The sequence below is a fragment of the Alteromonas sp. C1M14 genome (assembly GCF_018860965.1).
In the GTDB taxonomy this organism is placed as follows: domain Bacteria; phylum Pseudomonadota; class Gammaproteobacteria; order Enterobacterales; family Alteromonadaceae; genus Alteromonas.
Genome location: NZ_JAHKQF010000008.1, coordinates 26066 through 50676 on the forward strand (window position 1 = coordinate 26066; position 24611 = coordinate 50676).

23 protein-coding genes are annotated in these 24611 nt (G+C 46.5%); 10 read left to right on the forward strand and 13 right to left on the reverse strand.

Going from position 1 to position 24611, the window contains the following annotated elements; genetic code table 11:
• Positions 1-8: 8 nt before the first annotated feature.
• From KO501_RS04775 to ftsB, 7 genes are read right to left on the reverse strand one after another with little or no spacing between them, the layout of a single operon-like run.
• Positions 9-587 (reverse strand): YqaA family protein, encoded by a 579-nt coding sequence (locus KO501_RS04775; protein WP_216028508.1) that lies wholly within the window; start codon positions 585-587, stop codon positions 9-11.
• Positions 584-1219 carry a protein-L-isoaspartate(D-aspartate) O-methyltransferase gene (locus KO501_RS04780; RefSeq protein WP_216028509.1) on the reverse strand — a complete coding sequence of 212 codons (636 nt, stop codon included), beginning with the start codon at positions 1217-1219 and terminating at the stop codon, positions 584-586. Before KO501_RS04780 ends, KO501_RS04775 begins: the two co-directional genes overlap by 4 nt.
• Positions 1220-1246: 27 nt before the next feature.
• The gene (gene surE / locus KO501_RS04785; protein WP_216028510.1) at positions 1247-1999 is read right to left on the reverse strand and encodes a 5'/3'-nucleotidase SurE; all 753 of its coding nucleotides are present in this window, start codon (positions 1997-1999) and stop codon (positions 1247-1249) included.
• A 53-nt stretch (positions 2000-2052) separates the two neighbouring features.
• Entirely contained in the window at positions 2053-3099 is a 1047-nt protein-coding gene (gene truD / locus KO501_RS04790) for a tRNA pseudouridine(13) synthase TruD (protein WP_216028511.1), read from the reverse strand.
• Entirely contained in the window at positions 3093-3578 is a 486-nt protein-coding gene (gene ispF, locus KO501_RS04795; protein WP_216028512.1) for a 2-C-methyl-D-erythritol 2,4-cyclodiphosphate synthase, read from the reverse strand. The genes truD and ispF overlap by 7 nt, the downstream gene beginning before the upstream one ends.
• 10 nt (positions 3579-3588) lie before the next feature.
• The gene (ispD, locus tag KO501_RS04800; RefSeq protein ID WP_216028513.1) at positions 3589-4293 is read right to left on the reverse strand and encodes a 2-C-methyl-D-erythritol 4-phosphate cytidylyltransferase; all 705 of its coding nucleotides are present in this window, start codon (positions 4291-4293) and stop codon (positions 3589-3591) included.
• A gap of 4 nt (positions 4294-4297) precedes the next feature.
• Positions 4298-4588 (reverse strand): cell division protein FtsB, encoded by a 291-nt coding sequence (gene ftsB, locus KO501_RS04805; protein ID WP_216028514.1) that lies wholly within the window; start codon positions 4586-4588, stop codon positions 4298-4300.
• A gap of 413 nt (positions 4589-5001) precedes the next feature.
• Here ftsB and putA point away from each other — a divergent pair, with 413 nt between their 5' ends.
• Positions 5002-8802 (forward strand): bifunctional proline dehydrogenase/L-glutamate gamma-semialdehyde dehydrogenase PutA, encoded by a 3801-nt coding sequence (gene putA, locus KO501_RS04810; RefSeq protein ID WP_216028515.1) that lies wholly within the window; start codon positions 5002-5004, stop codon positions 8800-8802.
• A gap of 88 nt (positions 8803-8890) precedes the next feature.
• Here putA and KO501_RS04815 read toward each other — a convergent pair whose 3' ends face one another.
• Positions 8891-9637, reverse strand: coding sequence for a TIGR04211 family SH3 domain-containing protein (locus KO501_RS04815; protein WP_252728178.1), 747 nt, complete (start codon positions 9635-9637; stop codon positions 8891-8893).
• 78 nt (positions 9638-9715) lie between these two features.
• Between KO501_RS04815 and KO501_RS04820 the strand changes: the two genes are divergently transcribed.
• Positions 9716-11221, forward strand: coding sequence for a CYTH domain-containing protein (locus tag KO501_RS04820; RefSeq protein ID WP_216028516.1), 1506 nt, complete (start codon positions 9716-9718; stop codon positions 11219-11221).
• A 36-nt stretch (positions 11222-11257) separates the two neighbouring features.
• Positions 11258-12319: a DNA mismatch repair protein gene (locus tag KO501_RS04825; RefSeq protein WP_216028517.1), complete on the forward strand. Its 1062-nt coding sequence runs from the start codon at positions 11258-11260 to the stop codon at positions 12317-12319.
• Positions 12320-12331: 12 nt separating this feature from the next.
• Here the strand turns inward: KO501_RS04825 and KO501_RS04830 are convergent, their stop codons facing one another.
• On the reverse strand, positions 12332-12577 hold the full coding sequence (locus tag KO501_RS04830) for a YfhL family 4Fe-4S dicluster ferredoxin (protein ID WP_216028518.1): 246 nt from the start codon (positions 12575-12577) through the stop codon (positions 12332-12334).
• Between the two features lie 101 nt (positions 12578-12678).
• A complete protein-coding gene (gene mutH, locus KO501_RS04835) occupies positions 12679-13353 on the reverse strand; it encodes a DNA mismatch repair endonuclease MutH (protein ID WP_216028519.1) in 675 nt (224 codons plus the stop codon).
• Positions 13354-13459: 106 nt separating this feature from the next.
• Here mutH and rppH point away from each other — a divergent pair, with 106 nt between their 5' ends.
• The 7 genes from rppH to KO501_RS04870 all read left to right on the forward strand — a co-directional run bounded on the left by rppH (position 13460) and on the right by KO501_RS04870 (position 20903).
• Positions 13460-13996 (forward strand): RNA pyrophosphohydrolase, encoded by a 537-nt coding sequence (rppH, locus tag KO501_RS04840; RefSeq protein ID WP_216028520.1) that lies wholly within the window; start codon positions 13460-13462, stop codon positions 13994-13996.
• Positions 13997-14030: 34 nt separating this feature from the next.
• A complete protein-coding gene (gene ptsP, locus KO501_RS04845) occupies positions 14031-16322 on the forward strand; it encodes a phosphoenolpyruvate--protein phosphotransferase (RefSeq protein ID WP_216029041.1) in 2292 nt (763 codons plus the stop codon).
• A gap of 115 nt (positions 16323-16437) precedes the next feature.
• On the forward strand, positions 16438-17244 hold the full coding sequence (locus KO501_RS04850) for a sulfite exporter TauE/SafE family protein (protein WP_216028521.1): 807 nt from the start codon (positions 16438-16440) through the stop codon (positions 17242-17244).
• A 3-nt stretch (positions 17245-17247) separates the two neighbouring features.
• Entirely contained in the window at positions 17248-18057 is an 810-nt protein-coding gene (lgt, locus tag KO501_RS04855) for a prolipoprotein diacylglyceryl transferase (RefSeq protein ID WP_216028522.1), read from the forward strand.
• A gap of 12 nt (positions 18058-18069) precedes the next feature.
• Positions 18070-18903 carry a thymidylate synthase gene (locus KO501_RS04860; protein WP_216028523.1) on the forward strand — a complete coding sequence of 278 codons (834 nt, stop codon included), beginning with the start codon at positions 18070-18072 and terminating at the stop codon, positions 18901-18903.
• An 18-nt stretch (positions 18904-18921) separates the two neighbouring features.
• Positions 18922-19944 (forward strand): response regulator, encoded by a 1023-nt coding sequence (locus KO501_RS04865; RefSeq protein ID WP_216028524.1) that lies wholly within the window; start codon positions 18922-18924, stop codon positions 19942-19944.
• A gap of 20 nt (positions 19945-19964) precedes the next feature.
• Entirely contained in the window at positions 19965-20903 is a 939-nt protein-coding gene (locus tag KO501_RS04870; protein ID WP_216029042.1) for a sensor domain-containing diguanylate cyclase, read from the forward strand.
• Here KO501_RS04870 and KO501_RS04875 read toward each other — a convergent pair.
• From KO501_RS04875 to KO501_RS04885, 3 genes are all read right to left on the reverse strand, one after another.
• Entirely contained in the window at positions 20900-23086 is a 2187-nt protein-coding gene (locus tag KO501_RS04875; RefSeq protein WP_216028525.1) for a response regulator, read from the reverse strand. The genes KO501_RS04870 and KO501_RS04875 overlap by 4 nt on opposite strands.
• Positions 23087-23264: 178 nt before the next feature.
• The gene (locus KO501_RS04880) at positions 23265-23585 is read right to left on the reverse strand and encodes a hypothetical protein (protein WP_216028526.1); all 321 of its coding nucleotides are present in this window, start codon (positions 23583-23585) and stop codon (positions 23265-23267) included.
• A 130-nt stretch (positions 23586-23715) separates the two neighbouring features.
• Positions 23716-24591, reverse strand: a complete 876-nt coding sequence (locus KO501_RS04885) for a DUF3530 family protein (RefSeq protein ID WP_216028527.1) — start codon at positions 24589-24591, stop codon at positions 23716-23718.
• Positions 24592-24611 lie beyond the last annotated feature (20 nt).

Sequence of the window (24611 nt, forward strand, 5' to 3'; positions counted from 1 at the left end):
CCCCTCCATCAATGTAATAGTAAATAAGCAATAACGGCGATAACGACAGTTGCCCAACCTAATATTTCAACGTAATCCCGCAATTTGGCTTCCATTGCGGCTCCTCCCCATCGCATGAGTCCGGCAACCAGAAAAAATCTAGCGCCTCGTCCAATGGCTGAGGCAATAATAAATGGCGCAAAGGCCATACTGAGTATACCGGCACTGATGGTAAATATTTTATACGGAATAGGTGAAAAGCCAGCTAAAAATACAACCCAAATGCCATATTGTTCAAACCAGCTCATGGTGGTGTCTAGTTTCTCTCCATAACCGGCAGAAAGAATAATGGGCTCTAACCATACATCAAAGGCAAAATAGCCTAATACGTACCCGCCAATCCCGCCTAACACCGAAGCCAGAGTGGTAAGGGCAGCATATCGCCATGCCCGATGAGGCTGAGACATAGACATAGGCGCTAGCATGACATCTGGTGGGATGGGAAAGAACATGGATTCTGCAAAACTAAGCCCAACCAAATACCTGCCGGCATGACGGTGTTTTGCCCAACGTAATGCAAGGTCATAACACGACTGAAATAACTTCACTGCAAGTCTCCTGCAATTAGCGGTACAAAGCGTACGGCTTCAATGGTATTGGTTTCAAGTTTGCCGTTGATGCGATCAATGCATAATAGATTTTGCTGTTCACTGCCTACGGGAATGATGAGGCGTCCACCTTCTTTAAGTTGATCACACAGATCATGGGGTAATTGACTCGCCGCTGCGGTAACCAGAATGGCGTCGTAAGGGCCTTTGCTAAGCCAACCTTTCCAGCCATCACCATGCTTCATGGATATGTTGTGTAAATTCAGCTGATTCATTCGGCGTTTAGCCTGAAATTGTAAGGTTTTAATTCTTTCTACACTAAAAACATGACCAAAAAGCTTAGCCAAAACGGCGGTTTGATAACCAGAGCCCGTACCGATCTCCAGGATCTTTTGCGGTTGATTTTCTGCCTTTAGTAGCAACTCGGTCATCTTCGCCACTATATAAGGTTGAGAAATAGTTTGTCCTTGGCCAATAGGTAGCGCCGTATTTTGATAAGCCTTGTGCTTAAGAGCATCAGGGAGAAACAAATCTCGGGGTGTGGCTGCTATGGCCATCAGTACTTTTTGATCCCTAATCCCTTCACTGAAAAGCAGTTCGGCGAGTTTTTCGCCTTTTCTTGTTGTTTTCATCGCAGTGAGTCTGTTCCTGTCTGATTATTATGAAATACTTTTATTTAACCAGTCTTCCATACTGGCAAGGCTATTTTGTGCAGTCATATCGACGCTAAGAGGCGTCACTGAGCAATAGCCATGGGCGATGGCGTGAAAATCGGTGCCGGGCCCGGCTTCTTGTTCTGCACCTGATGGTCCATACCAATATATTTCCCGTCCAAAGGCGTCGGTATCCTTTACCATGCCTTCAGCGCGGTGGCGTTTTCCTTGTCGGGTTACCTTGATGCCTGTTAACTCGTCGTAGGGCACATCAGGTACATTGATATTTAAAATTTGATTCGAGGGTAATGGGTGTGCCTGAAGCTTACGAATAACCTCAAGTACTACTCTGGCGGCGGTATCAAAGTGCTTGCCTTCATGACTGGTTAGCGACACCGCAATGGCAGGTAACCCCATGTAACGGCCCTCTGTTGCTGCGGCTACCGTACCGGAGTAAATCACGTCATCGCCAAGATTAGCCCCGTGATTAATGCCAGATACAACCAGTTCGGGATCTTCATCTAAAAAACAGTTTACCCCTAAATGCACGCAGTCAGATGGCGTGCCGTTTACCGAATAGAAGCCGTTGTCGAGTTGTTGGATCCGAAGAGGATTATGCAAAGACAGGGCATTACTGGCACCACTGCAATTTCTGTCAGGAGCGATAACCGTTACATCATGGACTTGTGCCAGTGTTTTATGCAGTACGGTAATGCCCTTGGCGAATACGCTGTCGTCGTTACTCAACAAAATTCGCATGTCTTGTTCCTTATTAGCTAAGTAGTAGGTTGTACATGGGTAGGATCCGCAGCTTATAACAGCGTCACACACTCACGCAAAACAGTTGTGGCATAGCAACCGGCGGGTAAACTGAACGAAAGGATCACTGTATCACCCTTGTGTTGCCATTCAAGTTGTTGTGGCCAGATTTTTACTGGACGCCTTTCTTGCTTCATGCCTGTTTCTTCCAGAAAGTGCACCAACTGAGGATAGCGAGTGGCAACCGTTTGTTCTAAGGCAAGGGCATCGTGAAGCGTGGGCGGCACACCGACGCCCCAGAGCGGTGCTGTGGGCGACAGGTCCCGTTGTACGTACCGCTCTAAAAAGCTTGAATCGTTATCGGTGTTAATAAAAAAGCTGTGTGAGCCAGACAACATCAATGCATCTCCGGGCATTACCCGGTCAAGCCAACCCTTTTCAATGCGTTGGCTTAATACCTCATTAAACAGCCAACTACGCAATGCTGATAGCGCCATATTGCGTTTGTTTCGGTTACGAATGACTTCTTTTTCAATCATTCGCATGCCTAATTGAAGGTTACCTCCTTCCATCCGTTGACCTTGCTCGTCCGTCCGTACTTGTCCAAAACGCTGATCACCAAAATAGTTAGGTGCGCCGTGCTCATTAACATAGGTTAATCTGTCAATTAGCTCTTGGCTGTTGGCCACTTCCCGTAATGTAATACTAAAATGGTTGCTCTTAAGCTGTCCGGTTCGTAGTTTTTTATTATGTCGATGAGTCGACAATACTTTTACCCCGGGTATGGACATTGATGAAAAATCAAAATCATCTTTGCCTGGGGCATGTAAACCAAACCATTGTCGGGTGACCGCATATTTGTCTTTTCTGCCTGCATAGGACACATTTCGCAAAGGAAGGCCGGTAAACTTAGCAAGTTGTTCCGCTACCCATGCTGTATTGGCCTGGGTCTTTTCCACCCAAATAAACTGATGCTCACCTTCCTCGGTAAGTGAATAGCCTAAATCTTCTGTTACCACAAAGTCTTCGGGCTCTTGCTTAAATACGCCAACAGCGGTTGGAGGCGATGTGGCGTAGCGCCAGTGATCAGTACTTAGCATGGTGTGGATACCTTTTGTAGCAGTACCACTGCATGAGCGGCAATCCCTTCTTTTCGGCCAGTAAAGCCCAATTTTTCGGTGGTGGTGGCTTTCACATTGATGGCACCGATATCACAATTGCAATCTTCTGCAATTAAGGTGCGCATGGTGTGAATATGCGGGGCCATTTTTGGCGCTTGTGCCACAATGGTCATGTCGGCATTGCCTATGCAGTAACCTTGCTCATTTACCAGTGACAAAACATGGCGCAACAATTGACGGCTGTCAGCGCCAGAAAAAGACGCATCGGTATCTGGAAAGTGCTTACCAATGTCGCCTAAAGCAGCGGCACCAAGTATGGCGTCACACAACGCATGTAACAGCACATCACCGTCTGAGTGGGCGATAAGTCCCTGGGAATATGGAATAGCGACGCCACCTACAATAATAGGTCCGTCACCACCAAATTTATGTACATCAAAGCCATGTCCTATTCGCATGCCGCGCCTCTCAACAATTAGGGGGAGTGAGTTGTTTAAGATAAAATTCAGCCAGTGAAAGATCGGCTGGCTGGGTAATTTTGATATTACCCGGGTGGCTGTCAATCAGTGCCACTGTATAACCTTGGGCTTCCATGGCCGAGGCTTCGTCAGTAATGGTTAATCCGTTTTTCATGCCACTTAGCAATGCCTGCTTAAGTAAAACCGCAGGAAATAACTGAGGCGTTAGGGCGTGCCACAGGTGTTCTCGGCTTTCTGTATGTGCAATCTTTTGCGACCCAGCGTTAGCCCGTTTCATGGTATCTCTTACGGGCGTCGCTAATATGCCGCCAACCACATCATCGCGCTGGCGAAGGGCAAGCAGTGTATCGAGATCACTATGGCGCAGACAAGGGCGCGCCGCGTCATGGACCAGTGCCCAATCATGACTATCTAATATCGATAATCCAGAAAGCACCGAGTCAGCCCGTTCTTTCCCCCCTTCCACCACCGTTAACCAAGGGGCTTTTGCCACGGGCAAGGTAGGAAACCAAGGATCTTCTTTGTTTATAGCCACAACAATGTGGTCGATGGCACTGTGAGCGTGTAAGTTTGTTAACGTGTGTTCTAAGATCGTTTTACCGGCTAGGGTAAGGTACTGTTTGGGTCTATCAGCCTGCATTCGACTGCCGACACCCGCCGCCGGTACTACGGCCACTACTGAAGGTTCTGTCATGAGGTTAATCGTTGTTCGCGGGAATAATACGGTAAAAAGTTTCTCCGCGTTTTACCAATCCTAATTCGTTGCGCGCCCGCTCTTCAATAGACTCAAGGCCTATTTTTAAATCACTAATATCGGCTTTAAGCAGGCTATTTCGTTGTGCAAGATTTTGATTTTGTGCCGATTGTGCTTTTACTTCGTCTTTTAATTTTAGGTAATCAGGAATGGCATTTTTACCAAACCAAAGACGGTATTGCAGCATGCCCAGAAGTGCAATCAATATGAGGGTTATCCATTTGTCCTGCCGCACAATCGCTACCTAGTTGCTAATCATCGACCTATTATGCCCACTCCGTTGCGGCGGGTCTACTGGCGGCATCGCTTTTACATTAATAGTAGGCAATTTTTAATCAATTTAATGGCTGCACAGTGGGCTTTTCACCGAGGCTGCTTTGTGTTGTTATGGGGCGTGTTAGAAAACAAATATTATTGACATTTTATTGTACATAAATCGGTACAAAACAGCGTAAGAATGGGGGCTGTGAATTACTATTAGGGTCTCGCTTGCGCGTTTAAATTTCGGTAGCATCCGCCAAAATTAAGGTTACACGCTGATCTTTACAGCGTCTAGCCGTTATATAAGACCTTACAGGGGCGAAAACAGATACCACCTGCTTTACTAAGTGGTATTGCCCATAAACATTAAACGATAGAAGGGTTTCAATGCTCAGTCACGATGATCTCAATACACTATCTTCCATTCGTCAGCGGATTCGTGATCACTACCGTATCGATGAATCTACCGCCATTGATCAGATCTTACCTATCGCGGAAGTTAACCCGCGCGCTCGTAGCCGAGCGTGGGAACGGGCGCGTAAAATGGTATTGCAAATACGCCGCGAGCAAGAAGGTCATGGCGGTGTAGATGCTCTGCTAAATGAGTATTCTCTGTCTACAGCGGAAGGCGTGGTGCTAATGTGTTTGGCCGAAGCCTTGTTACGGGTTCCCGATAAAGCGACGCAGGATGAACTGATCCGCGATAAATTATCTAAAGGGCAGTGGACTCCCCATTTAGGGAATTCCGATTCTATGTTTGTTAATGCATCTGCGTGGGGGTTATTGCTCACCGGTAACATGGTGAACTACGCCGATAAACGCAGGCAAGAACAATTCGGCTTGTTGAAGAAAACATTGGGTCGGTTAGGTGAGCCGGTTATTCGTCGTGCCATGAACATTGCAATGCGGGTGATGGGCAGACAATTTGTTATGGGCGAAACCATCAGTGATGCCGTAGAGCGCGCCAAAGAGAAAGAAACCAAAGGCTACGTCTATTCCTACGACATGTTAGGCGAAGGTGCCCGGACCATGGCCGATGCAGAGCGTTATTACGAAGCTTATGTCGACGCCATAAAGGTTATTGGCAATGCGGCAGCAAACCGTGGTCCGAAAAGGTCGCCGGGGATTTCCGTAAAATTGTCAGCCATTCATCCTCGTTATGAATTCTTGCAATCTGAACGTGTATTAGAAGAAATTCCACCAAAACTAAAAGCCCTATGCATGATGGCAAAAGAATACGATATCGGGCTAACGGTGGATGCAGAAGAAGCCGACCGTTTGGATATTTCATTAGACATCATCGAGCGGGTATTTCGTGATCCCGATCTAAACGGTTGGACCGGTTTTGGCTTAGCGGTTCAGGCTTATCAAAAACGGGCTTTGGATGTTATCGAATGGTTACGCACCCTGACGGTTGAAGTCGGGCGAAGCTTAATGGTTCGCCTGGTGAAAGGGGCTTATTGGGACACCGAGATTAAACTGACCCAGCAATCGGGCGTTGAAGGGTTTCCGGTATTTACCCGTAAATCTTCCACAGATGTGTCTTATCATGCCTGTGCAAACCGATTGCTAGATTACCGCGACACGATTTATCCCCAGTTTGCCACGCACAATGCCTATTCTGCTTCGGTCATTATCGAATTGGCCGGAGACGATAAAGAGGGGTTTGAGTTCCAATGCTTACACGGCATGGGCGATACCTTATACGATCAGGTAGTCAGTGAAGATAAAATTCAGTGCCGTGTTTATGCCCCGGTGGGCGAACATGAAGATCTGCTAGCATATTTAGTCCGCAGACTATTAGAAAATGGAGCTAACTCTTCTTTCGTTAATGCCATTGTTGATGACGAGCAGCCCGTAGAGGCGTTGCTAGAAGATCCGGTGGAAAAAACCCAACGTCTTAAAGTGCGCTACAACAAGCAAATTAGCACACCGCGAAACCTATACGCTCCGGAACGTGAAAACTCACGAGGGCTCGATCTAACCGATGTGAATGCGGTGAATGCATTGCAACACGAATTATCCCGCTGGAAGGGGTTTTACACCAAAAGTAAGCAGCAGTTACCCGATGATGCCACCGCGGTTATTAATCCTGCTCATCATCAGGATATCGTCGGTTACCATCATTACGCCGAGATAGACGATATGCGTGGGGCATTGGAGAAAGCCCATACCGGATTTTCGTCTTGGTCTAAGCGCTCCGTGGAAGAGCGAGCCGATATTTTAGAGCGAACGGCCTATGCACTAGAGCGTCACATGGGTGAACTCATTGCCATATGTATTCGTGAGGCCGGTAAGGTTACCCAAGATAGCATTGACGAAGTGCGGGAAGCCGTGGATTTTTGTCGCTATTACGCCGTACGCGCCCGAGAGCTAGATGAAGACCAGCGCTTTGTTCCCCGAGGTGTGGTGTTGTGTATCAGCCCATGGAATTTCCCACTTGCCATCTTCTTGGGGCAGGTAGCCGCGGCTTTAGCAACGGGTAATACGGTGGTCGCAAAACCGGCAGAGCAAACGAGTTTAATTGCGAAACGTGCTGTTGAAATCATGCATACCGTGGGCTTACCCGAAGATGCATTACAACTGATCATCGCACCAGGTAAGCATGTGGGTAGCACCTTATTGCCAGACGAGCGGATCAAAGCCGTGATGTTTACCGGCTCCACCCAAACTGGTACGTTAATTTCCCAGCTTTTAGCCGAACGGGGTGGCGAGCAGGTTCCGCTTATTGCGGAAACTGGCGGTCAAAACTGCATGATTGTTGATTCTACCGCGTTACCGGAACAAGTGGTGGATGACGTGGTCCATTCAGGCTTCCAAAGTGCAGGACAGCGTTGTTCAGCACTACGGGTGCTGTTTGTGCAAGAAGATATTGCCGATGACCTTATCACAATGTTGATTGGCGCAATGAAAGAGCTGGCCATTGGGGATCCCGCCTACCTGCGCACCGATGTGGGGCCGGTCATCGACGAAAAAGCTTTCAATAGCTTAAAAGATCACGAAGAATTTATGCAGGAGAACGGCACGTTGTTGTATCAATGCCAAGTGCCTGATGACCATGATGATGGCTACTTCTTTGCTCCTACGTTATACGAAATTAGTGACATTAGCGTGTTAGAACGGGAAGTATTTGGCCCTGTGGTGCATGTTGTGCGCTTCAAAGGTACAGAAATAAGTGACGTGGTGGATAAAATCAACGGTACAGGGTTTGGTTTGACCATGGGGGTGCATTCTCGCATCGAAGAGCGTGCCAATGAATTAGCGGCGAGAAGTCGAGCCGGTAATGTGTATATCAACCGCGATATGATTGGCGCCATAGTGGGCGTTCAGCCTTTTGGCGGTCGAGGTTTATCCGGAACCGGCCCGAAAGCGGGTGGGCCGAATTATTTACGCCGACTCATGCAAGAAAGAGCGACCCCTAAACCTTCACATGTTGATGATGTGGAAAACTTAGATGCGGCGCTGGTGGGAGAAAAGCAGGATGCCGAAGCCGCCAATCGTTTGATGAACCAAGGGGTTGCAGTAGAGACACAGTGGCGTCATACAGCATTAAACGATCGCATTTCTATGGTAAGGCAGTTGCTTGCCAAGCTCGCGAAAGTCGACATTGTAGATGAATTGGCCGACGATCTTAATCGTACCTTGGCCACGGCACGTCAACAGCTAACCAGTATTGAACGGAAACTGGCTAAGCCTAAACAATTACCTGGGCCAACGGGAGAGTCGAATAAGCTTTACCTTGAACCCCGAGGCGTCATGGTTTGTTTTGCCGACAAAGGGGTAACCTTTGAGTATTGGACATTGTCGATTGTGACAGCGCTAGCCACTGGAAACGTGGTGGTATCAGTGGTCTCCGATCTGTTTTATGAAGAGGCTTTGGCATTTCAGAAAAGCTTCAATAAAACCGGCGCCAGTGAAGGGGTGTTCCAAGTTGCTCGGCTTAGTCATTTAAATGATTTGTTGATGCATGAACATTTAGCGGGTGTGGTGGTCGATTCCAACACCGAACGCACAGCGCAGATTACGGCTATGTTATCTTCTCGGGAAGGGGCAATCTTGCCCGTGATCACCGCTGAATATAACGATAACCTGATTCAGCGTATGGTAACGGAAAAAACCATTAGTATTGACACCACGGCGTCAGGCGGGAATACCTCGTTGATGACGCTAGTGGAAGATGACGAATAGGTCCACAACCATCAACATCGATAGCAAACAAAAAGCGTGTCGAAAGACACGCTTTTTTTTCATCACCGCTTTTTTTGGGTGTTAAAGGTTATACCCACTCGCTAGAGCGTCGACGCTTTCTGGGTAAAAACGTCAGGATCACGCCAAGTAATACGCCACTTCCAGCGACAATACCGCCCCAAGTGAACCACTTAATCATCTCGTCTTTGCTTTGCGCTTCAAGCTGGCTGGTAAGTTTTTGTATTTGTCGAGTTTGGGTCTCTGTCTCTTTAGATAAACGGGACACGTCCTGCTGAGCGGTGTTCAACTGCTGTTTAAGACGGCCGTTTTCTGATTGAAGCCCTTGCACACTGGCTTCGCTGTCCGCTAATCGCTGACTAAGAATCGGAAGCTGTTCTGCGCGAGACATGGTATTACTGACAAATTTAGACTCAACCCAACCGGTTCTATCTTGGGTGTCTTTGACTTGAGTAAATTCGCTCTCGGTGTTCCTATCGAGCACCGTAATTGGCGTTCCCGCCTCAATTGAGCCGAGAATACGATAGTTTCTGCCCGGCCCCGTATGAAGGAAGACAAACAAGTCATCGCGAATATAATGAGAAGAAGAGGCCTCTAATTGTAGAGACTCATCGATGGGCTCCTGTTGCCCGAAAACCTGAAAAGAGAGACCGATCATGGTGATCGTAAGCCACTTTCGTAACATAATGCGTCCGTCGTTATATTGAAAAAACTCTGTGATGGTATTGGCTGTAACACTGAAAGGCAAGCTTACAACCAACGATAGGACAGATAACTTTCCATTCCGTTCATATAAAACGGTAATTTCATTTGTCATAAACGAACTAAGATTGCGAAAAAACATAGACAAAGGTATGGTGTTAGCCTTATTAGCCCACCGACCTGTTTGCGCATTATGTCGGAAATTGAAATAAAATTTGTCTCTCGGGAAAGCGCGCTGTCGCCTTTTTTGGAAAACGTGCTACCCGCCCTCGACCGCGCGGGTTTTTCCGTGCATCGAGAACCTGAAATCAGGTTGCAAAACGATTACTTCGATACCCCAGAACACCAGTTCCAGCATCGTAAAATGGGCTTTAGAGTCCGTGGGTGTAACGAGCAATATGAACAGACAGTAAAAACCCAAGGTAAAATCAGTGGCGGGTTGCATCAGCGTGCAGAATACAATGTTGATTTGCAAAGTGCAGAGCCCGATTTACGTCTTTTCCCCGCAGATATTTGGCCCGATGATTGGCAAGTCGAGCAGATAAACAGCGCGCTACAGCGTCAGTTCAGTACTCACTTTTCCCGAGTCGCCTTTAATGTCAGCCGGGGCGAAGCCCTTGTCGAGGTGGTCGTCGATGAAGGGGAAGCAACCACGGGGAAAAACAGTTCACCCATCCGCGAAATAGAACTGGAATTAAAACAGGGTGAATTAACGGATTTATTTGCCATCGCTAATGTACTTGTTGAACATATTACGGTGCGATTAAGCGATGTGTCGAAAGCCGCCCAAGGCTATCAGTTACTTAATGGGTTATCGCCAGTTGTGGTGCCCATGGATGCCTACCTTTCTTTAAAAGAAGGCATCACTACCGAAGAGGCATTTTGTCGAGCGGTGCAATATGCACTGGGACATTGGCAAAAGCACGAGCATCAGTTTTATGAAACGGGCTCGATAAAGATGCTGCCAGAGATTGCTAATAGCGCGCGATTGTTAATGCAGACCATCTCCTTGTATCTGCCGGTTTTACAATGCCCGCAAATGCTTTCGGTACACCAAGTGCTCATGCGCTATATGCAACATTGGCTGTGGCAAGATGATCTACAAAGCTTGCGTTATTTACTGTCTAAAAAAAGTGTATTTCATAAGTGCTTAAGCCGCTATCCAGCGTTAAACAGCTACCTTCAGGGCAGAAAAGCCGGCCTTATTCATGCCCATGCGCCCGATGAGTTACTATGTAGTAAAGAAACCAATAAATTAAAAATCCTGTTAACAGAGATTATTACTACCAAACCGTGGCGCGCCCATTCTAAGGCGTATGATATACCGGTTATGGAACATGCTAAGGGATGGCTATCTCAAGGTTGGCAAACGGTTCAGCAAACCATGCCTTCCGCCCGGGGAATGGCGCCAGAAAATTATATTGCGATTGAAGTCTTATTGCGTCAAACCCTATGGAATGGTTTTCTATTGGCGAGTTTATTTGATGAAGAACGTCATCATTTTAGAGCGCCTTGGCTCGATCTCTTAACCGGTATTGAAGAACTTAAAGCATTAATGATGTTGCGAGGGGTAGCGGAAGAAGCAGAGCTTGACGATACCAGCGATATTTTTGCGTGGATAGACGAAAAAATTTCACGGTTAATGCGGGTGATGGAGCTTACCCGTAATGCGGGTATGCAAGGCGATGTGTATTGGTAATGTCACAGTGCTTAAAAGGATAAGGTAGGTACACGTATGATGCATCATTACGCGTTGGGTATTCTGTTTCTTTTTTATATTGTATTAATGATTCAGTTTATCCGCGAACGACAACGTATTAATGCTGCTAATTGGGTTTTCGCTGCGTTACTATGTTGGCCCTTCATTCTTACCGACGAATTCATACGTATGACTGGTGAAGGCACCAGCTTTATCGGCCTTACGGTGTTTGTTCCAGTACTTATCATTACGTGTTTGTATCGGGCAGTAAAATTACTGGTGATTGATAATCCCCCCCCTTCTAAATTAATGTTGTGGTTGCCCCTGGGGCTTACTCTGCTTGGTCAACTTGCCATTGTTTTTGTGCCCGTTGCTGAGCGAATGTCTTGGGCCGCCACATCACCGGTCGGCGATCCCTTAGGACACAAAGCCGTTTATCTAACCTCTATGCTGGCAGGGTTTAGCGTGCTGGTTTTAGGAATACTCATCTCCGAAATGGTGCAAAATTATCATCGTTATCTGTCTTCTCAGGTGGCAGAAATAGCACGTTTTAAAGTACGTTGGGTTGGTGGCTCCATTGGTATTTGTGTCGGCTCTGCATTTTGCTGCATCCTGTTGGTAACCGCCGGCACCTTCGGCTTTTTCAACGTAATTTTCTGGCAATCGTTAATTAACCTATTACAAGCCATTGCCATGTTACTGGTGTTATTGGCGTTAATTCGTCCTCAACACACCTCGCCGTCGCCACTAGACTATTATCGTCTTGATGAATTAAAAGCGGAACAGAGTGTGATGCGTGAGGCGCTAGCCCGGGCACAGGCCACTATGGTGAGTTCTGAAGCCTATAAAACCCCAGGCCTTACCCTTAAAACGTTTGCAAAAGAATGTAAGGTAGAGCCGACAACGCTCACCATCGCCTTGCGTTTACTGGAAAAGCGAGATTTTCGCAGTTTTGTGCATCAATATCGATTGGAGCATGCCCAGACCATATTGATCCCCAACAACGAACGTCTTGCCAACTTAGCGAAACGCTTCGGTGTGCAATCAGATCGGTTTTTAAACGATGTATTGTCGGCTTATTTTAAGAACGCCCAGTAGGTTAGTCGTGGCCTAATAATGCATTTGTGCATATTTGTCAGCCAGTTGCGCTTGGCTTTCTCGGTGGGCGGGATCCGGTGAAATACAATCTACCGGGCATACCTGAACACAACTTGGCTCGTCGTAGTGGCCGATACATTCGGTGCAACGGGCATGATTTATCTGATAATACGTTTCCCCTAACGAAATGGCGTCATTGGGGCATTCCGCAACACACATATCGCAATTAATACATTCTTCGGTAATAAGTAATGCCATTGGGATATCCTGTTTATTGAGCAATTCCTAATAGGTAGTGTAACGAAAGGAGACAAAGCGGATCTTGACGTACGTCAAAGTAGCGAAGGTCTCTTTGATTACTACGTAAACTGGTGATGTAGTATGTGTTCAGTGAAGCTTTTTCGCAGATAAAATCCTCGCGGACGGGTTCGAATCTTTTCTCCTTCATCGCCAATGGCGTCGGTAAGAACTTGCCCACTGGCTGCCTTAGGCCGAATATGCAATGCTTGGCCTAAACGGGCGGTAATTTGCTCTACTTTTCCTACAGCGATTAATTCTGTCAGTTCTTCCCAATCTTGTTGTAGCAAGGCGTTCTCTTCGTTATTTGGCTGCCAAAAAAACGCCGTCGCTACTCGCCGGTCTGCAAGGGGGATTTCCCGATCTCCTTCCACAGGCACCCACATCACCCGTTGAAGTTTATTCTTCACATTAGAGGTTTCCCAAGAAACACCGGCTTGATTCGTCAAAGGTGCATAACATACATAGGTGGTTTCAAGTGGTCGGTAGTGTTGATCAATGGGAATGGTTTTTAGCTCGATACCCAGTTCGGGAAAATCCTGTTGTGGCTTAGACCCTGCTGTCGCACCTAACCATTTTTCGATAAGCATACCCGGCCAGCCCTTGTGTCGCTGGAGGTTGGCTGGAATTGCAATTTGTGCCATGTGGGCTAAATCACCAAGGCTGAGGCCTGCAATTAGCTGGCTACGCGCCAGTAAATCAGCCTGATTTTTCGGTGCCGTTTGTGGTGGTTGCAAAGGGATCTCCAGACAATATGCGTTGAATTAGTATTAATGCTTTGAAAGGGCTATAGTTTATGGAAGAATGCATCAATAGAAAAGTTTATCGTGCCCGGGAGTCTATGTGATAGATGCCGACGGATTCCGTGCGAATGTGGGCATAGTGATTTGCAACAAAATGGGTCATGTATTTTGGGCAAGACGTTATGGTCAACATTCATGGCAGTTTCCACAAGGCGGAATTGATGAAGGGGAAACTGCAGAAGAAGCTATGTACAGGGAGTTACACGAAGAAGTAGGGTTAACACAAAAAGATGTCACTATTCTTGGTGTTACCCGCAACTGGTTGCGATATAAATTACCTAAACGACTTATACGTCAGGGTAGTTCTCCTGTGTGCATAGGTCAGAAGCAAAAATGGTTTTTACTCCAGCTTGATTGCCAGGATAAAGACGTGGATGTGTTAAAAAGCGGACATCCAGAGTTTGATGACTGGCGGTGGGTAAGTTATTGGTATCCCATTCGAAACGTCGTGTCTTTTAAACGTGACGTTTACCGCAAAGTGATGAAAGAATTTGCTGGAGTGGCTATGCCGGCCGGGCAGCGCATGCATAATACGCAGTCTAACAAGCGTTATCGCAAACGCCGTCGAAATGGATAAATAGGAGAGCATCCAGGTGGCCGAGACTGGGAATATTCTCACCACGTTAAAACGTATCGTACAAGAGATGATCCAAATTCCAGAATTGGATCAAGCTCTGTTTCGTCTTGCCTCTCGGGTCAAGCAAACCATGCGTGTGGATTCCTGCTCAATTTATCTTGCCGACGAAGAGCACCATGTTTTTATTCTTAAGGCCACCGACGGACTGCATCCCGATGCGGTCGAATTTGTGCGCATTGGCTTTGCCGAGGGGCTAATTGGTTTAGTGGGGCAGCGAGAAGAGCCCCTTAATATTGAAAATGCCCACAATCATCCACGCTTTAAACATTACCCCGAAGTAAAAGAAGAAAACTACAATGCCTTTTTAGGCACCCCAATTATTCATCAACGGCGCGTGCTTGGTGTGATCACCATGCAGCAACAAGCCATGCGCAGATTCAGCGAAAATGAAGAGGCGTTTCTGGTGACACTGGCGGCACAGTTAGCGTTAGAAATTACCAATGCAGATATTCGAGGGGCGTTAAGCCATTCTTCTGGGGTGGGGGTACTGCCCCGGCAAAAGAACGTTAGAGGTATCGCCGGTTCCCAAGGACTTGCCGTGGGTATCGGCTGCTCCAACGACAGTTCCATCTCGTTACGCAATTATGTGGTAAAGCGCTGTGTAGACAAAGATCACGAAATTCATCGCTATCGGCGTGGTGTGGAGTTAACCCGTAAGCATGTGGATGACTTATCCAGTCGTTTAGACAGTGCCATTCCCGACGATGTGAAATCCATTTTTCAGCTATATCACCAATTACTTGATGCCAACAGTTTAGGGCGCGAAGTAGAAGCAAAAATTCGTGAAGGGTGGGATGCCGGTTCGTCACTAAAGATGGTGGTGGAAGATTACGCCACGCGCTTTCAGAATATGGATGACCCGTACATGCAAGAACGGGCTATCGATATCGTCGACCTGTCTAATCGTATTTTGCTTAATATACTGTCTGATGACGACGGTAAAATGCCGGCGGCCAGAGATGTTACCCAACCAAGTATCTTAGTGGCCGAAGAAGTCAGCGCGTCTATGTTAGCTGAGTTTCCCCGTGCCTATTTAATGGGGATAATCTCTATTCGGGGGTCAAACAACTCCCATGCTGCCATTTTAGCTAGAGCCATGGGCATACCTGCGGTAATGGGGTGCCAGAATATTTCTCCGGCCCTGATCAATGGCAAAGAGCTGTTACTGGATGGTTATTCCGGCGAGGTGATTATCTCACCGGAAAGCTCTATTCGAGCAGAGTTTATTCAGCTTATTGAAGAAGAGGAAACCCTTGCCGAGCGCATCGACGCAGAAGCCAGCTTAGCCTGTGAAACCCAAGATGGGTGCAGTATCTCGTTGTTTGTGAATGCGGGCTTGTCTGCCGATATTGAAACGACCCAGTACGCTAATGCACAAGGCATTGGGCTGTATCGCACGGAAATTCCCTTTATGTTGCGAGAGCGGTTTCCCTCTGAACAAGAGCAAGTGGAATTATATCGGCAAATTCTCATGGCTTCTCCCGAGCAGAGTATTACTATGCGTACGTTGGATGTGGGCGGTGATAAACCCCTTCCTTATTTTCCCATTAACGAAGAAAACCCTTTTCTTGGTTGGCGTGGCATTCGTTTAACCTTGGATCATCCTGATATTTTCTTGGTCCAGATCAGGGCCATGTTGCGAGCCAGTATTGGTCTGACTAACCTTAAAATCATGTTGCCTATGATTTCCTCGGTGGGTGAAGTGGAAGATGCTGCTCGACTGATAGAACAGGCTTACCTTGAAATCAGCGACGAAGTGAGCGATTCCGACGTGATTTTGCAAAAGCCTAAACTTGGGATCATGCTGGAAGTGCCTTCGGTACTGTATCAGTTACCCCAACTGGCCAAGCTAGTGGATTTTTTCTCCGTAGGTAGCAACGACCTAACCCAGTATTTATTAGCGGTAGACCGTAATAACGCTCGGGTGGCCAGTTTGTATAACAGCTACCATCCTGCGGTACTCAGTGCCTTGTATGATATTGTGCGACAGTCTAACGCCAATAAGATCCCCGTTACCGTTTGTGGTGAAATCGCCGGCGAACCGGGTGGGGCAATTCTGTTAATGGGGATGGGATATCGCAAACTTAGTATGAATGCCCATAATTTGCGGAAAATTAACTGGGTAATACGTAACGTAAGTTTAGATGAAGCAAAAGCGTTGCTGGCAAAAACACTCACCGCATCCAGTCATGAAGAGGTATTTAATCATATCAATCATTACTTAGAACATCGGGGGCTAGGCGGGTTAGTTCGCGCGGGTTCCTAGACGCTTTTGTTATTCATTGCACAGCATCTTCGATTTGTCGGTTATCGCTGCCTTAGCGCTTTATGGCGGCCCATTCTGTGATAGGCTACGTCCTCATTTTTAAGAGATTTTAGGCATGGAACCAACTACGCTGATTTTTCTATGGTGTCTGGGTATCGGCTTAATCGTTGGGTTATTGGCGGGTATGCTAGGTATAGGAGGCGGACTGATCATTGTTCCTGCCTTGTCTTACCTGATGGTACATTTTTTAGATATGAGCACAGACACTGTCATGCCGATGGCGGTGGCAACGTCCTTATCCACCATTATTTTTACTGGTTTCTCCTCTGCGTTGGCGCATCACCGGTTGGGAAATTTAAGTCGTTATCTGGTGACATGGAGCGGCATGGGTATCGCGGTGGGGTCCATCGGTGGCGCATTAACTGCCAGCTCTATTTCTGGGCACACGTTAAAAAACATTTTTGCCGTATTGGTAATGGTTGTGGCTGCGCAAATGGTGTTTCACAAACGTCGTCCCTCATCCCACACAGCCAATAAGCCTGTGTTGATGGGAGTGGGAACCGGTACTGGATTTATCAGTGCTCTTATGGGCATTGGCGGTGGTGCTCTGTTGGTTCCGGCGCTAACATGGTTTCAGGTGAATGTTCGCCAAGCCATTGGTTGTGCCGCATTTAGCGGTCTTATTGTGGCGCTGTTTGGCACAGCGAGCTTTATCAGTGCAGGGCTTTCAGCGCCAGGTTTGCCAGACAATGCCATTGGTTTTGTCTATTATCCGGCCACCCTGGGTATTGTCACAACATCGGTATTTACCGCTAACCTTGGCGCAAAGCTAGGGCAAAAAATGAATACCGATTTACTAAAAAAATTGCTAGCCGGATTATTGGTGCTGGTGAGTATTCGAATGATAGTAGGAATTGAATAAATCATGGTAGAAAGTGGTTTCCTGGTTTTTCCAAATATAGACCCCGTCATTTTTAGTGTCGGGCCGTTAAGTGTACGATGGTACGGCATGATGTATCTGGTCGGCTTCGTTGCTGCCTATATGCTGGCACAGAAGCGTTTATCACAAACTAATTGGACACGAGAGCAACTTAGCGATCTATTGTTCTGGAGTTTTGTGGGGGTGATTTTAGGCGGCCGCATAGGTTATGTGTTGTTCTATCAATTCGGCATGTTTGTCGATGATCCCCTCTATCTATTCCGTATCTGGACTGGCGGCATGTCGTTCCACGGCGGCTTGTTGGGCGTTATTGTGGCGTTATTTTGGCAAGCCAAAAGAATGCAAACCACCTTTTTACAAATTGGTGATTTTGTCGCACCTTTGGTACCCATTGGTCTAGGAGCAGGGCGCATTGGTAACTTTTTAAACGCCGAGCTTTGGGGTAGAACCACGGATGTTCCATGGGCTATTATTTTTCCTGCTGCTGGCAGCGAGCCCCGTCACCCTTCTCAATTGTATGAGTTTGCCCTCGAAGGGGTGTTACTGTTCGCCATTTTATGGCTATACTCGGCAAGGCCTCGCCCTGTAGGCGCAGTGGGTGGTCTGTTTTTACTCGGCTACGGCTGTTTCCGGTTCTTTGTCGAATATTTCCGTGAACCAGATAGACAAATTGGCCTGTATCCAATGGGCTTAAGTCAAGGGCAGCTTCTTTGTATACCGATGATTGCTCTGGGCGCAGGGTTAATGATTTGGGCATACAAACATACCGCTTCGGCAACCAATAAGAACCAGTAAAAGACATCGATCATGAAAGAATATTTGCAGTTAATGCGTCATGTGAAAGAGCAGGGCGTCAAGAAGGAAGACAGAACCGGCACCGGTACGGTGAGTGTATTCGGTTACCAAATGCGCTTTGATTTGGCAGAGGGCTTTCCATTGGTTACCACCAAAAAATGTCATCTTAAGTCGATTATTCACGAGCTGCTATGGTTTCTTAAAGGCGAAACCAATATCCAATATTTAAAGGAAAATGGAGTTTCAATTTGGGATGGCTGGGCAACCGAAGAGGGCGAATTAGGGCCGGTTTATGGTAAGCAGTGGCGCAGCTGGGATGCCGGTGACGGCACCACCATCGACCAAATTCAACAAGTCGTCGAAGAAATAAAAAAGAACCCCGATTCCCGTCGACTTATTGTGAGTGCGTGGAACCCCTCGGTTTTGCCCGATCCAACTTTAAGCCCTAAAGAGAATGCGGCAGCAGGAAAACAAGCCTTACCGCCGTGTCATACCATGTTTCAGTTTTATGTGCTAAACAACAAACTGTCTTGCCAATTGTATCAGCGCAGCGGCGATGTCTTTTTAGGTGTGCCTTTTAATATTGCCAGCTATGCTTTACTAACACTGATGATCGCTCAAGTCTGTCACCTTGAGCCTGGCGAGTTCATTCATACCTTGGGGGATGCTCACTTGTATGTGAATCATTTGGAGCAAGCTGAACTACAGCTTTCTCGGCAGCCCTATGCTCGTCCTACCATGGCCATCAACCCTGAAATTAAAGATATATTCGATTTTTCGTTTTCTGACTTTGAATTGAAAGACTATCAGTGCCATCCTCATATAAAAGCGTCAGTAGCTATCTAATGTAGGGAATGATCAGCGATGACAACGCCGGTTCTTATTTGTGACGATTCGTCTTTTGCCAGAAAACAAATGGCTAGATCCATACCCGATGGTTGGGATGTGGCCTTATCATTCGCGGCGAATGGTGAAGAAGCTTTAGAAGCTATTCGGGCCGGCAAAGCCGATGTTATGTTTCTGGATTTAAATATGCCGGTTATGGATGGGTATCAAACCATGGAGGCCATTCGGGAACATGACCTACCTTGTCTGGTGATTGTTGTATCAGGGGATGTACAGCCCGAGGCCCGCAGCCGTATGATTTCGTTAGGTGCTCTGGATTTCATTCGTAAACCGGTGGACAACATCAAGCTGTCAGAGTTGCTTAATCAGTATGGTATTTACCGGGGAGAAGCGACGGCAGAAAAGCGTCTGGCAGACACCCTAAAAAATGATCAAGGCAAACCTGATGATCGCCTTGATGCCTATCGCGAATTAGTCAACGTTGCCATGGGGCGAGCCGGAGATAACCTGGCGCGCTTGCTAGGTGAATTCATTGATTTACCCATTCCCAATGTGAATGTTATTGAAACCACCGAAGTACACATGGCCATTGCTGAAATCAATCAAAATGAACGGGTTTCGGCGGTTTCAAAAGGATTCACCAGTGCCGGTATTCACGGCGAAGCCATCGTAATTTTTAACGACATGAAATTTGATAATGTTATTAAGCTTTTAAATTACGATACCTCTTGTGAAGGCGAGCAATATCAGTTGGAAGCACTCATGGATGTGTCCAATATTCTTATCGGTGCGTGTTTAAATGCCTTGTCCGCCCAGCTTAATGTTAATTTTAGTCATAGCCACCCGATATTACTCGGTCAGCACAGTGGGCTAGGTGCTATGCTAAGTAGCAATGGCATGCGCTGGGGGAAAATCATGGCGGTGGAAATTGCCTACGCCATTAAAGAGCGGGATATCTCCTTTGATCTATTGTTACTGTTCCCTGAACACGCAATGAAGAAAATCTACTCCCGTTTAGTTGATGAGGAATCTGTGGCGTGATTGATGATGAAATTCGGCAAATGCATTGGCAAACAGACTTACTTAACTCCATCGAAGTGGGTATTGTGGTCTTGGACCGAGATCTACGTATTGAAGTGTGGAACCAGTTTATGGCAAACCATGCCGATAAGTTGCCCAGTGAGGTCACCGGTCAGTCTCTGTTTTCCCTGTTTCCCGAAATCGAAGAGAAGTGGTTAAGAAGTAAGGCCGAACCGGTGTTTAACCTTAATACGCCGGTTTTTATTATTTGGGAACAGCGCCCCTATTTGTTTAAATTTGCCTCGTCTCGTCCTATTACCTCAGACGCCTCACACATGTTCCAAAATGTAACTATGTTTCCCTTGTCATCCCCTGATGGCACAATTCAGCGCCTATGTATGCTGGTGTACGATGTTACCGACGAGGCGTTGCGAAAACTGCGTATTGAGCGGCTGAACGACGAACTCAAACACATGAGTCGAATTGACGGTTTAACCGGACTATTTAATCGCCGCTATTGGCAAGAGCAGTTCGACAGAGTTTATAAGCTCGCTTGCCGGAAGCACGGTCCCACGTCTGTGATGATGCTGGATATTGATCATTTTAAGAACGTTAATGACACCTACGGTCATCAGGCTGGTGATGCAGTGATACGGGTTTTAGCCAGAGTGATTCAAAAAAGTATCCGTGAGACTGACGTCGCCGGTCGTTATGGCGGCGAAGAATTTTCGATTATTTTGGAAGATTCAACACTAGACAACGCACGTAAAGTTGGAGAACGGATCCGTCGACTCGCCGAGGCGATGACCGTGGAACATGAAGGGCGCCAAATTCCTTTTACCGTGAGTATTGGTGTGAGTGAATACAGCGCCGATATTGCTTCCGCTATGACCTGGCTGGATTACGCAGACAAGGCCTTGTATTTATCGAAAAAGAACGGACGCAATCAGGTGACGGCACTGGAGATCGAAACCGCTTAATCTGGCAATGCCAGCAGCAGTTTCAAGGTATTCTTTAGTTCTTGGTAGGCCACGGGCTTGACTAAATGATACCGTATACCAACCTCGAAAGAGCGTTTTTTATCGCTTTCATAAGCGCTGGCGGTAACCGCTACCATGTGGGCTTTACACCCACGCTCTTTTAGAATTGTCGCGACTTCAAACCCTGACATGTCTGGCAGATGTAAATCGAGCAAAATCACATCAAAATTCTCACTTCCCGCCTTAGATAATGCACTTTCTCCGTCTGGAACCACGGTGGCATCGTAGCCAAGGTTTTCCACCATATCTTGAATTATTTCAGCGTTAATCGGTTCATCTTCAATAATGAGTACAGATACATTGTTGCGCAACGGTGCTGGGCTTTCTTTGCTTAACGTAAGATGATGAATGGCATCAATGAAGCGATTTTTATCCAACGGTTTAACGAATATTTGCCAAGCAGGTATATTGGCACTGGCTATAATATTGCTAATTTGTGGTGCTGCCGACACTAAAATGATGGGGGGGACCCGGTTACCTAGCATCGCTTGCAAGTAATTCGACAGTTCTGCACCGTTTAATCCTGGCATGTAGTAGTCGGTGATAATGCCGCAGTAATCTTTTATTTTTTCTTGGTTGGCCAGAAGTTCTGCCCCAGATTTGTAAGTATCGACATGAAAGCCCTCATGTTCAATTAAATAACACAAATGAATACGGGTAATTTCCTGATCTTCGACCACCGCAAAGCGTAACGCCGGGTTTATCGGCTTAGATGCTTCGTCTAGTTCTGAGGCCTGCAATGGCACCGTAAGAATAAATTCAGATCCACTGTGTAGTGCACTGGAAACGGTAATATTGCCGCCGATTTCTCTTAATTGACGGCGGGCGGCATACAGGCCTACTCCTGCACCACTGTAACGACGAGGATTTTGGTGTGCTTTATAAAAGCGCTCAAAGATATATTCACAATCTTGAGGTTTAATGCCAATACCTGTGTCGACCACTCTAATGGTCAGTAGCAGTTTTCCGTTTTCAGCAGAAACCGTATTGTGAATCGATATCAGGCCTTCATGGGTAAATTTAACCGCATTATCAAGGACATTTTTCAACGCTTTGATGATGGGTGATGGGCATCCTTTAACATGGTGAGGTAACCGTGTTTCATTTACTACCTGGTAGTTAAGGTTTTTTTGATGACAACTAAAGAAAAACTGGCTCAAGCCATCGTCTAACAACCGGACAAGATCAAAGTCTTCCTGCTCTAAGGTTTCATCTACTTGCTTGTTTTGCATGCTGTCTACAAGGTTGCTTGTCAGCATGAGCAACCGATAGCAGGACAACTCAGCCCGTTGGATAAGTTGTTCTTGTCGGGTTTTCATATTGGGTATGAGTTCCAGCGCACCAATAATGGCAGCAATGGGAGAGCGAAATTCGTGGCTCATGCTGGCCAGAAATTCTTCCTTTGTCGCCACTAGCCGGTTTGCTTGTTCTCGTTCAAGTTGGGCATCTTTGCGAGCATCTTTTACCAAGTTAAATTGTTCTAGCACCAAAGCCCGCAATGGTTTAAACAGAAAATGTACAATGGCTAGGGAAAACATGAGCGTGAGCACCCAAATAGCCAAAAGCCATCTTTGATTCAATGCGATTTGTTGGGAGAGCTGTTCCTCAAATAATTTAACCGCAAAATCTAGTTGTTTAAGCATGGCCGAAGCTTCGTTCAGTGACGTAGGCTTCACGGTGACATAGTTTTTGGGTTGAGTACTGACAAGCTGTAAGGCGCTTTCGGTGTAAGCGGCCACGTGTTTATCTAATGCTGCAGGCTCTTTAAAATAGAGTGCTTCAAGCTTATCGGTCAGTGAATTAAATGTACCATCAAGGGATTGACGGCCGACCAATATTTCATTGTTTTGAGTGAAATCCCGCACCAGTGAAATCAATTCTCTTTCTAGGGTAATACGTTGGGAAGTGTCGGTTTCAGCTATGAGTAGGTTTTCTAGAAATGCGATCCGTTGAGAAAGCATGCGTTGGTAACCGGCAATATTAATAATCTGTGGTTGTATGGCGGTGGCGTTTAAATAATGTTGGGTCCAGCCATAGTAAATCGTAAGTAGCAAAGTCATTGTTACGATGGCAATAATATAGGTGTTTTTTATTTTTTGTTTTAAATTATCGAGGCCAGGCATTCACGAATTTCCGTTACTTTAATCCATTCGAACGTGTCAAATGAGCTTATTATTTCAAGTTCCATTATGTTGAACGTTAACTACTAAAAAACGTTTGCATAGAATATAGTCACATAATAAGTACTAGGTACAGTTTTATTTGCCCATGCAAGTAATTTGAACCTGGTTCATATACGTTCTATGGACGAATTCCTACACAATCGGCAGGGTACACGCCACTGCCTTCTAAAAACGACAAACAGGTGTCTAATTCCGTCATTAGGATCTGGTCTTGTTTGAGCTTAACTTCGGACCAATAGTGCAGTTGGTGTAAAACATGCCAGAAAACGCGCTCTTTTGATGTATAAGGCTGGTCTAATTGATAATCAATTTGGCTCCACTCTTCCATTGTATCCCAAAAAAATATATCCAGTTCCGAATAAGGCACACTTTCCTGCCAAAAACCACGCAGGTAAAAACACAGCTGTGTAGCTTTGGTATCGACAAAGGATAAAAGCATAAAGAGGGCTGCCAGACGGTTAAATTGAATATTAGTATAGCCAGTGAGAAAATAATTTCAGTCAATTGTATTTAAAAGTAAACAGGACGTTGATTTTAAACGAAATATATTTAGAGTCGTAAAAATGCTTTTACCAGCCTAAATAGCTCGTCCAACCGTATATTTCTTTATCAAGGGTCGCCGCCAGTGCTGATGTATTATGGTCTGCTGACAAATAGCTCATCACGGCTAGATGCTTTTGTCGGTAGTATAATTTAAGTGTTTTGTTGACTGCCCGCTGACGGGCAGATAAAGGCGAGGTTTGCCGATAAACCGGCGTTGTGTGTAAATCCATGACGGGGATGTCGAGGTGAGCAATGTTGTCGGTGAGTTCAGCGTTGATGTCTTCTTCTGGCCAGTAAGCATCCAGAAAAACTAAACTGTCTGCTTTAGGGATAATCTCTTTTGCCGTTAGACCAATAAGTTGGGCACCTGTCATGCCTTGGGAGATGACCAGACGAAAGCCCGCAATGTCGGCAGTACTGGCAAAGGCGGCTTTCACCCATAACGTAAGCGCAGATTCTGAAGCTGTGAAATCAGCAACATAGGTCGGATTAGACGCGCGAGGGTGTAGGGCATTGGCTGTGGCGCTAAGGTCTAGAGTGCGCATTTGCCATTGCACTGTATCGGAAGGCAAGATGCGGGTATGCCAACCGCGCTGATTAAGTTGGGTGGCTAAGCGTTGCGCATTACTAAGGGTTAACCCTTGCTGCCCGCTATCGAGGAAAATAAGGGCAACGCCGCGACTTAACGGAGTGGTGGGCGTTGCTGTAAATACCGGGACATCTTCGTCGCCCACCAATAGGGTTTCATATTCAGTCGGCAAATAATGTTGACGGATATCTTCAAGCAACCCGTTGGCGTTCACCTGGGTGACAGCCAACAACATGGCAAAGTATAACAGTCGATATATCACAGCAATCTCACGGCGTTTACACGTATAAGGTGTATCGGCCGTGGATGTCATAACTTAATGGCTATAAGTAA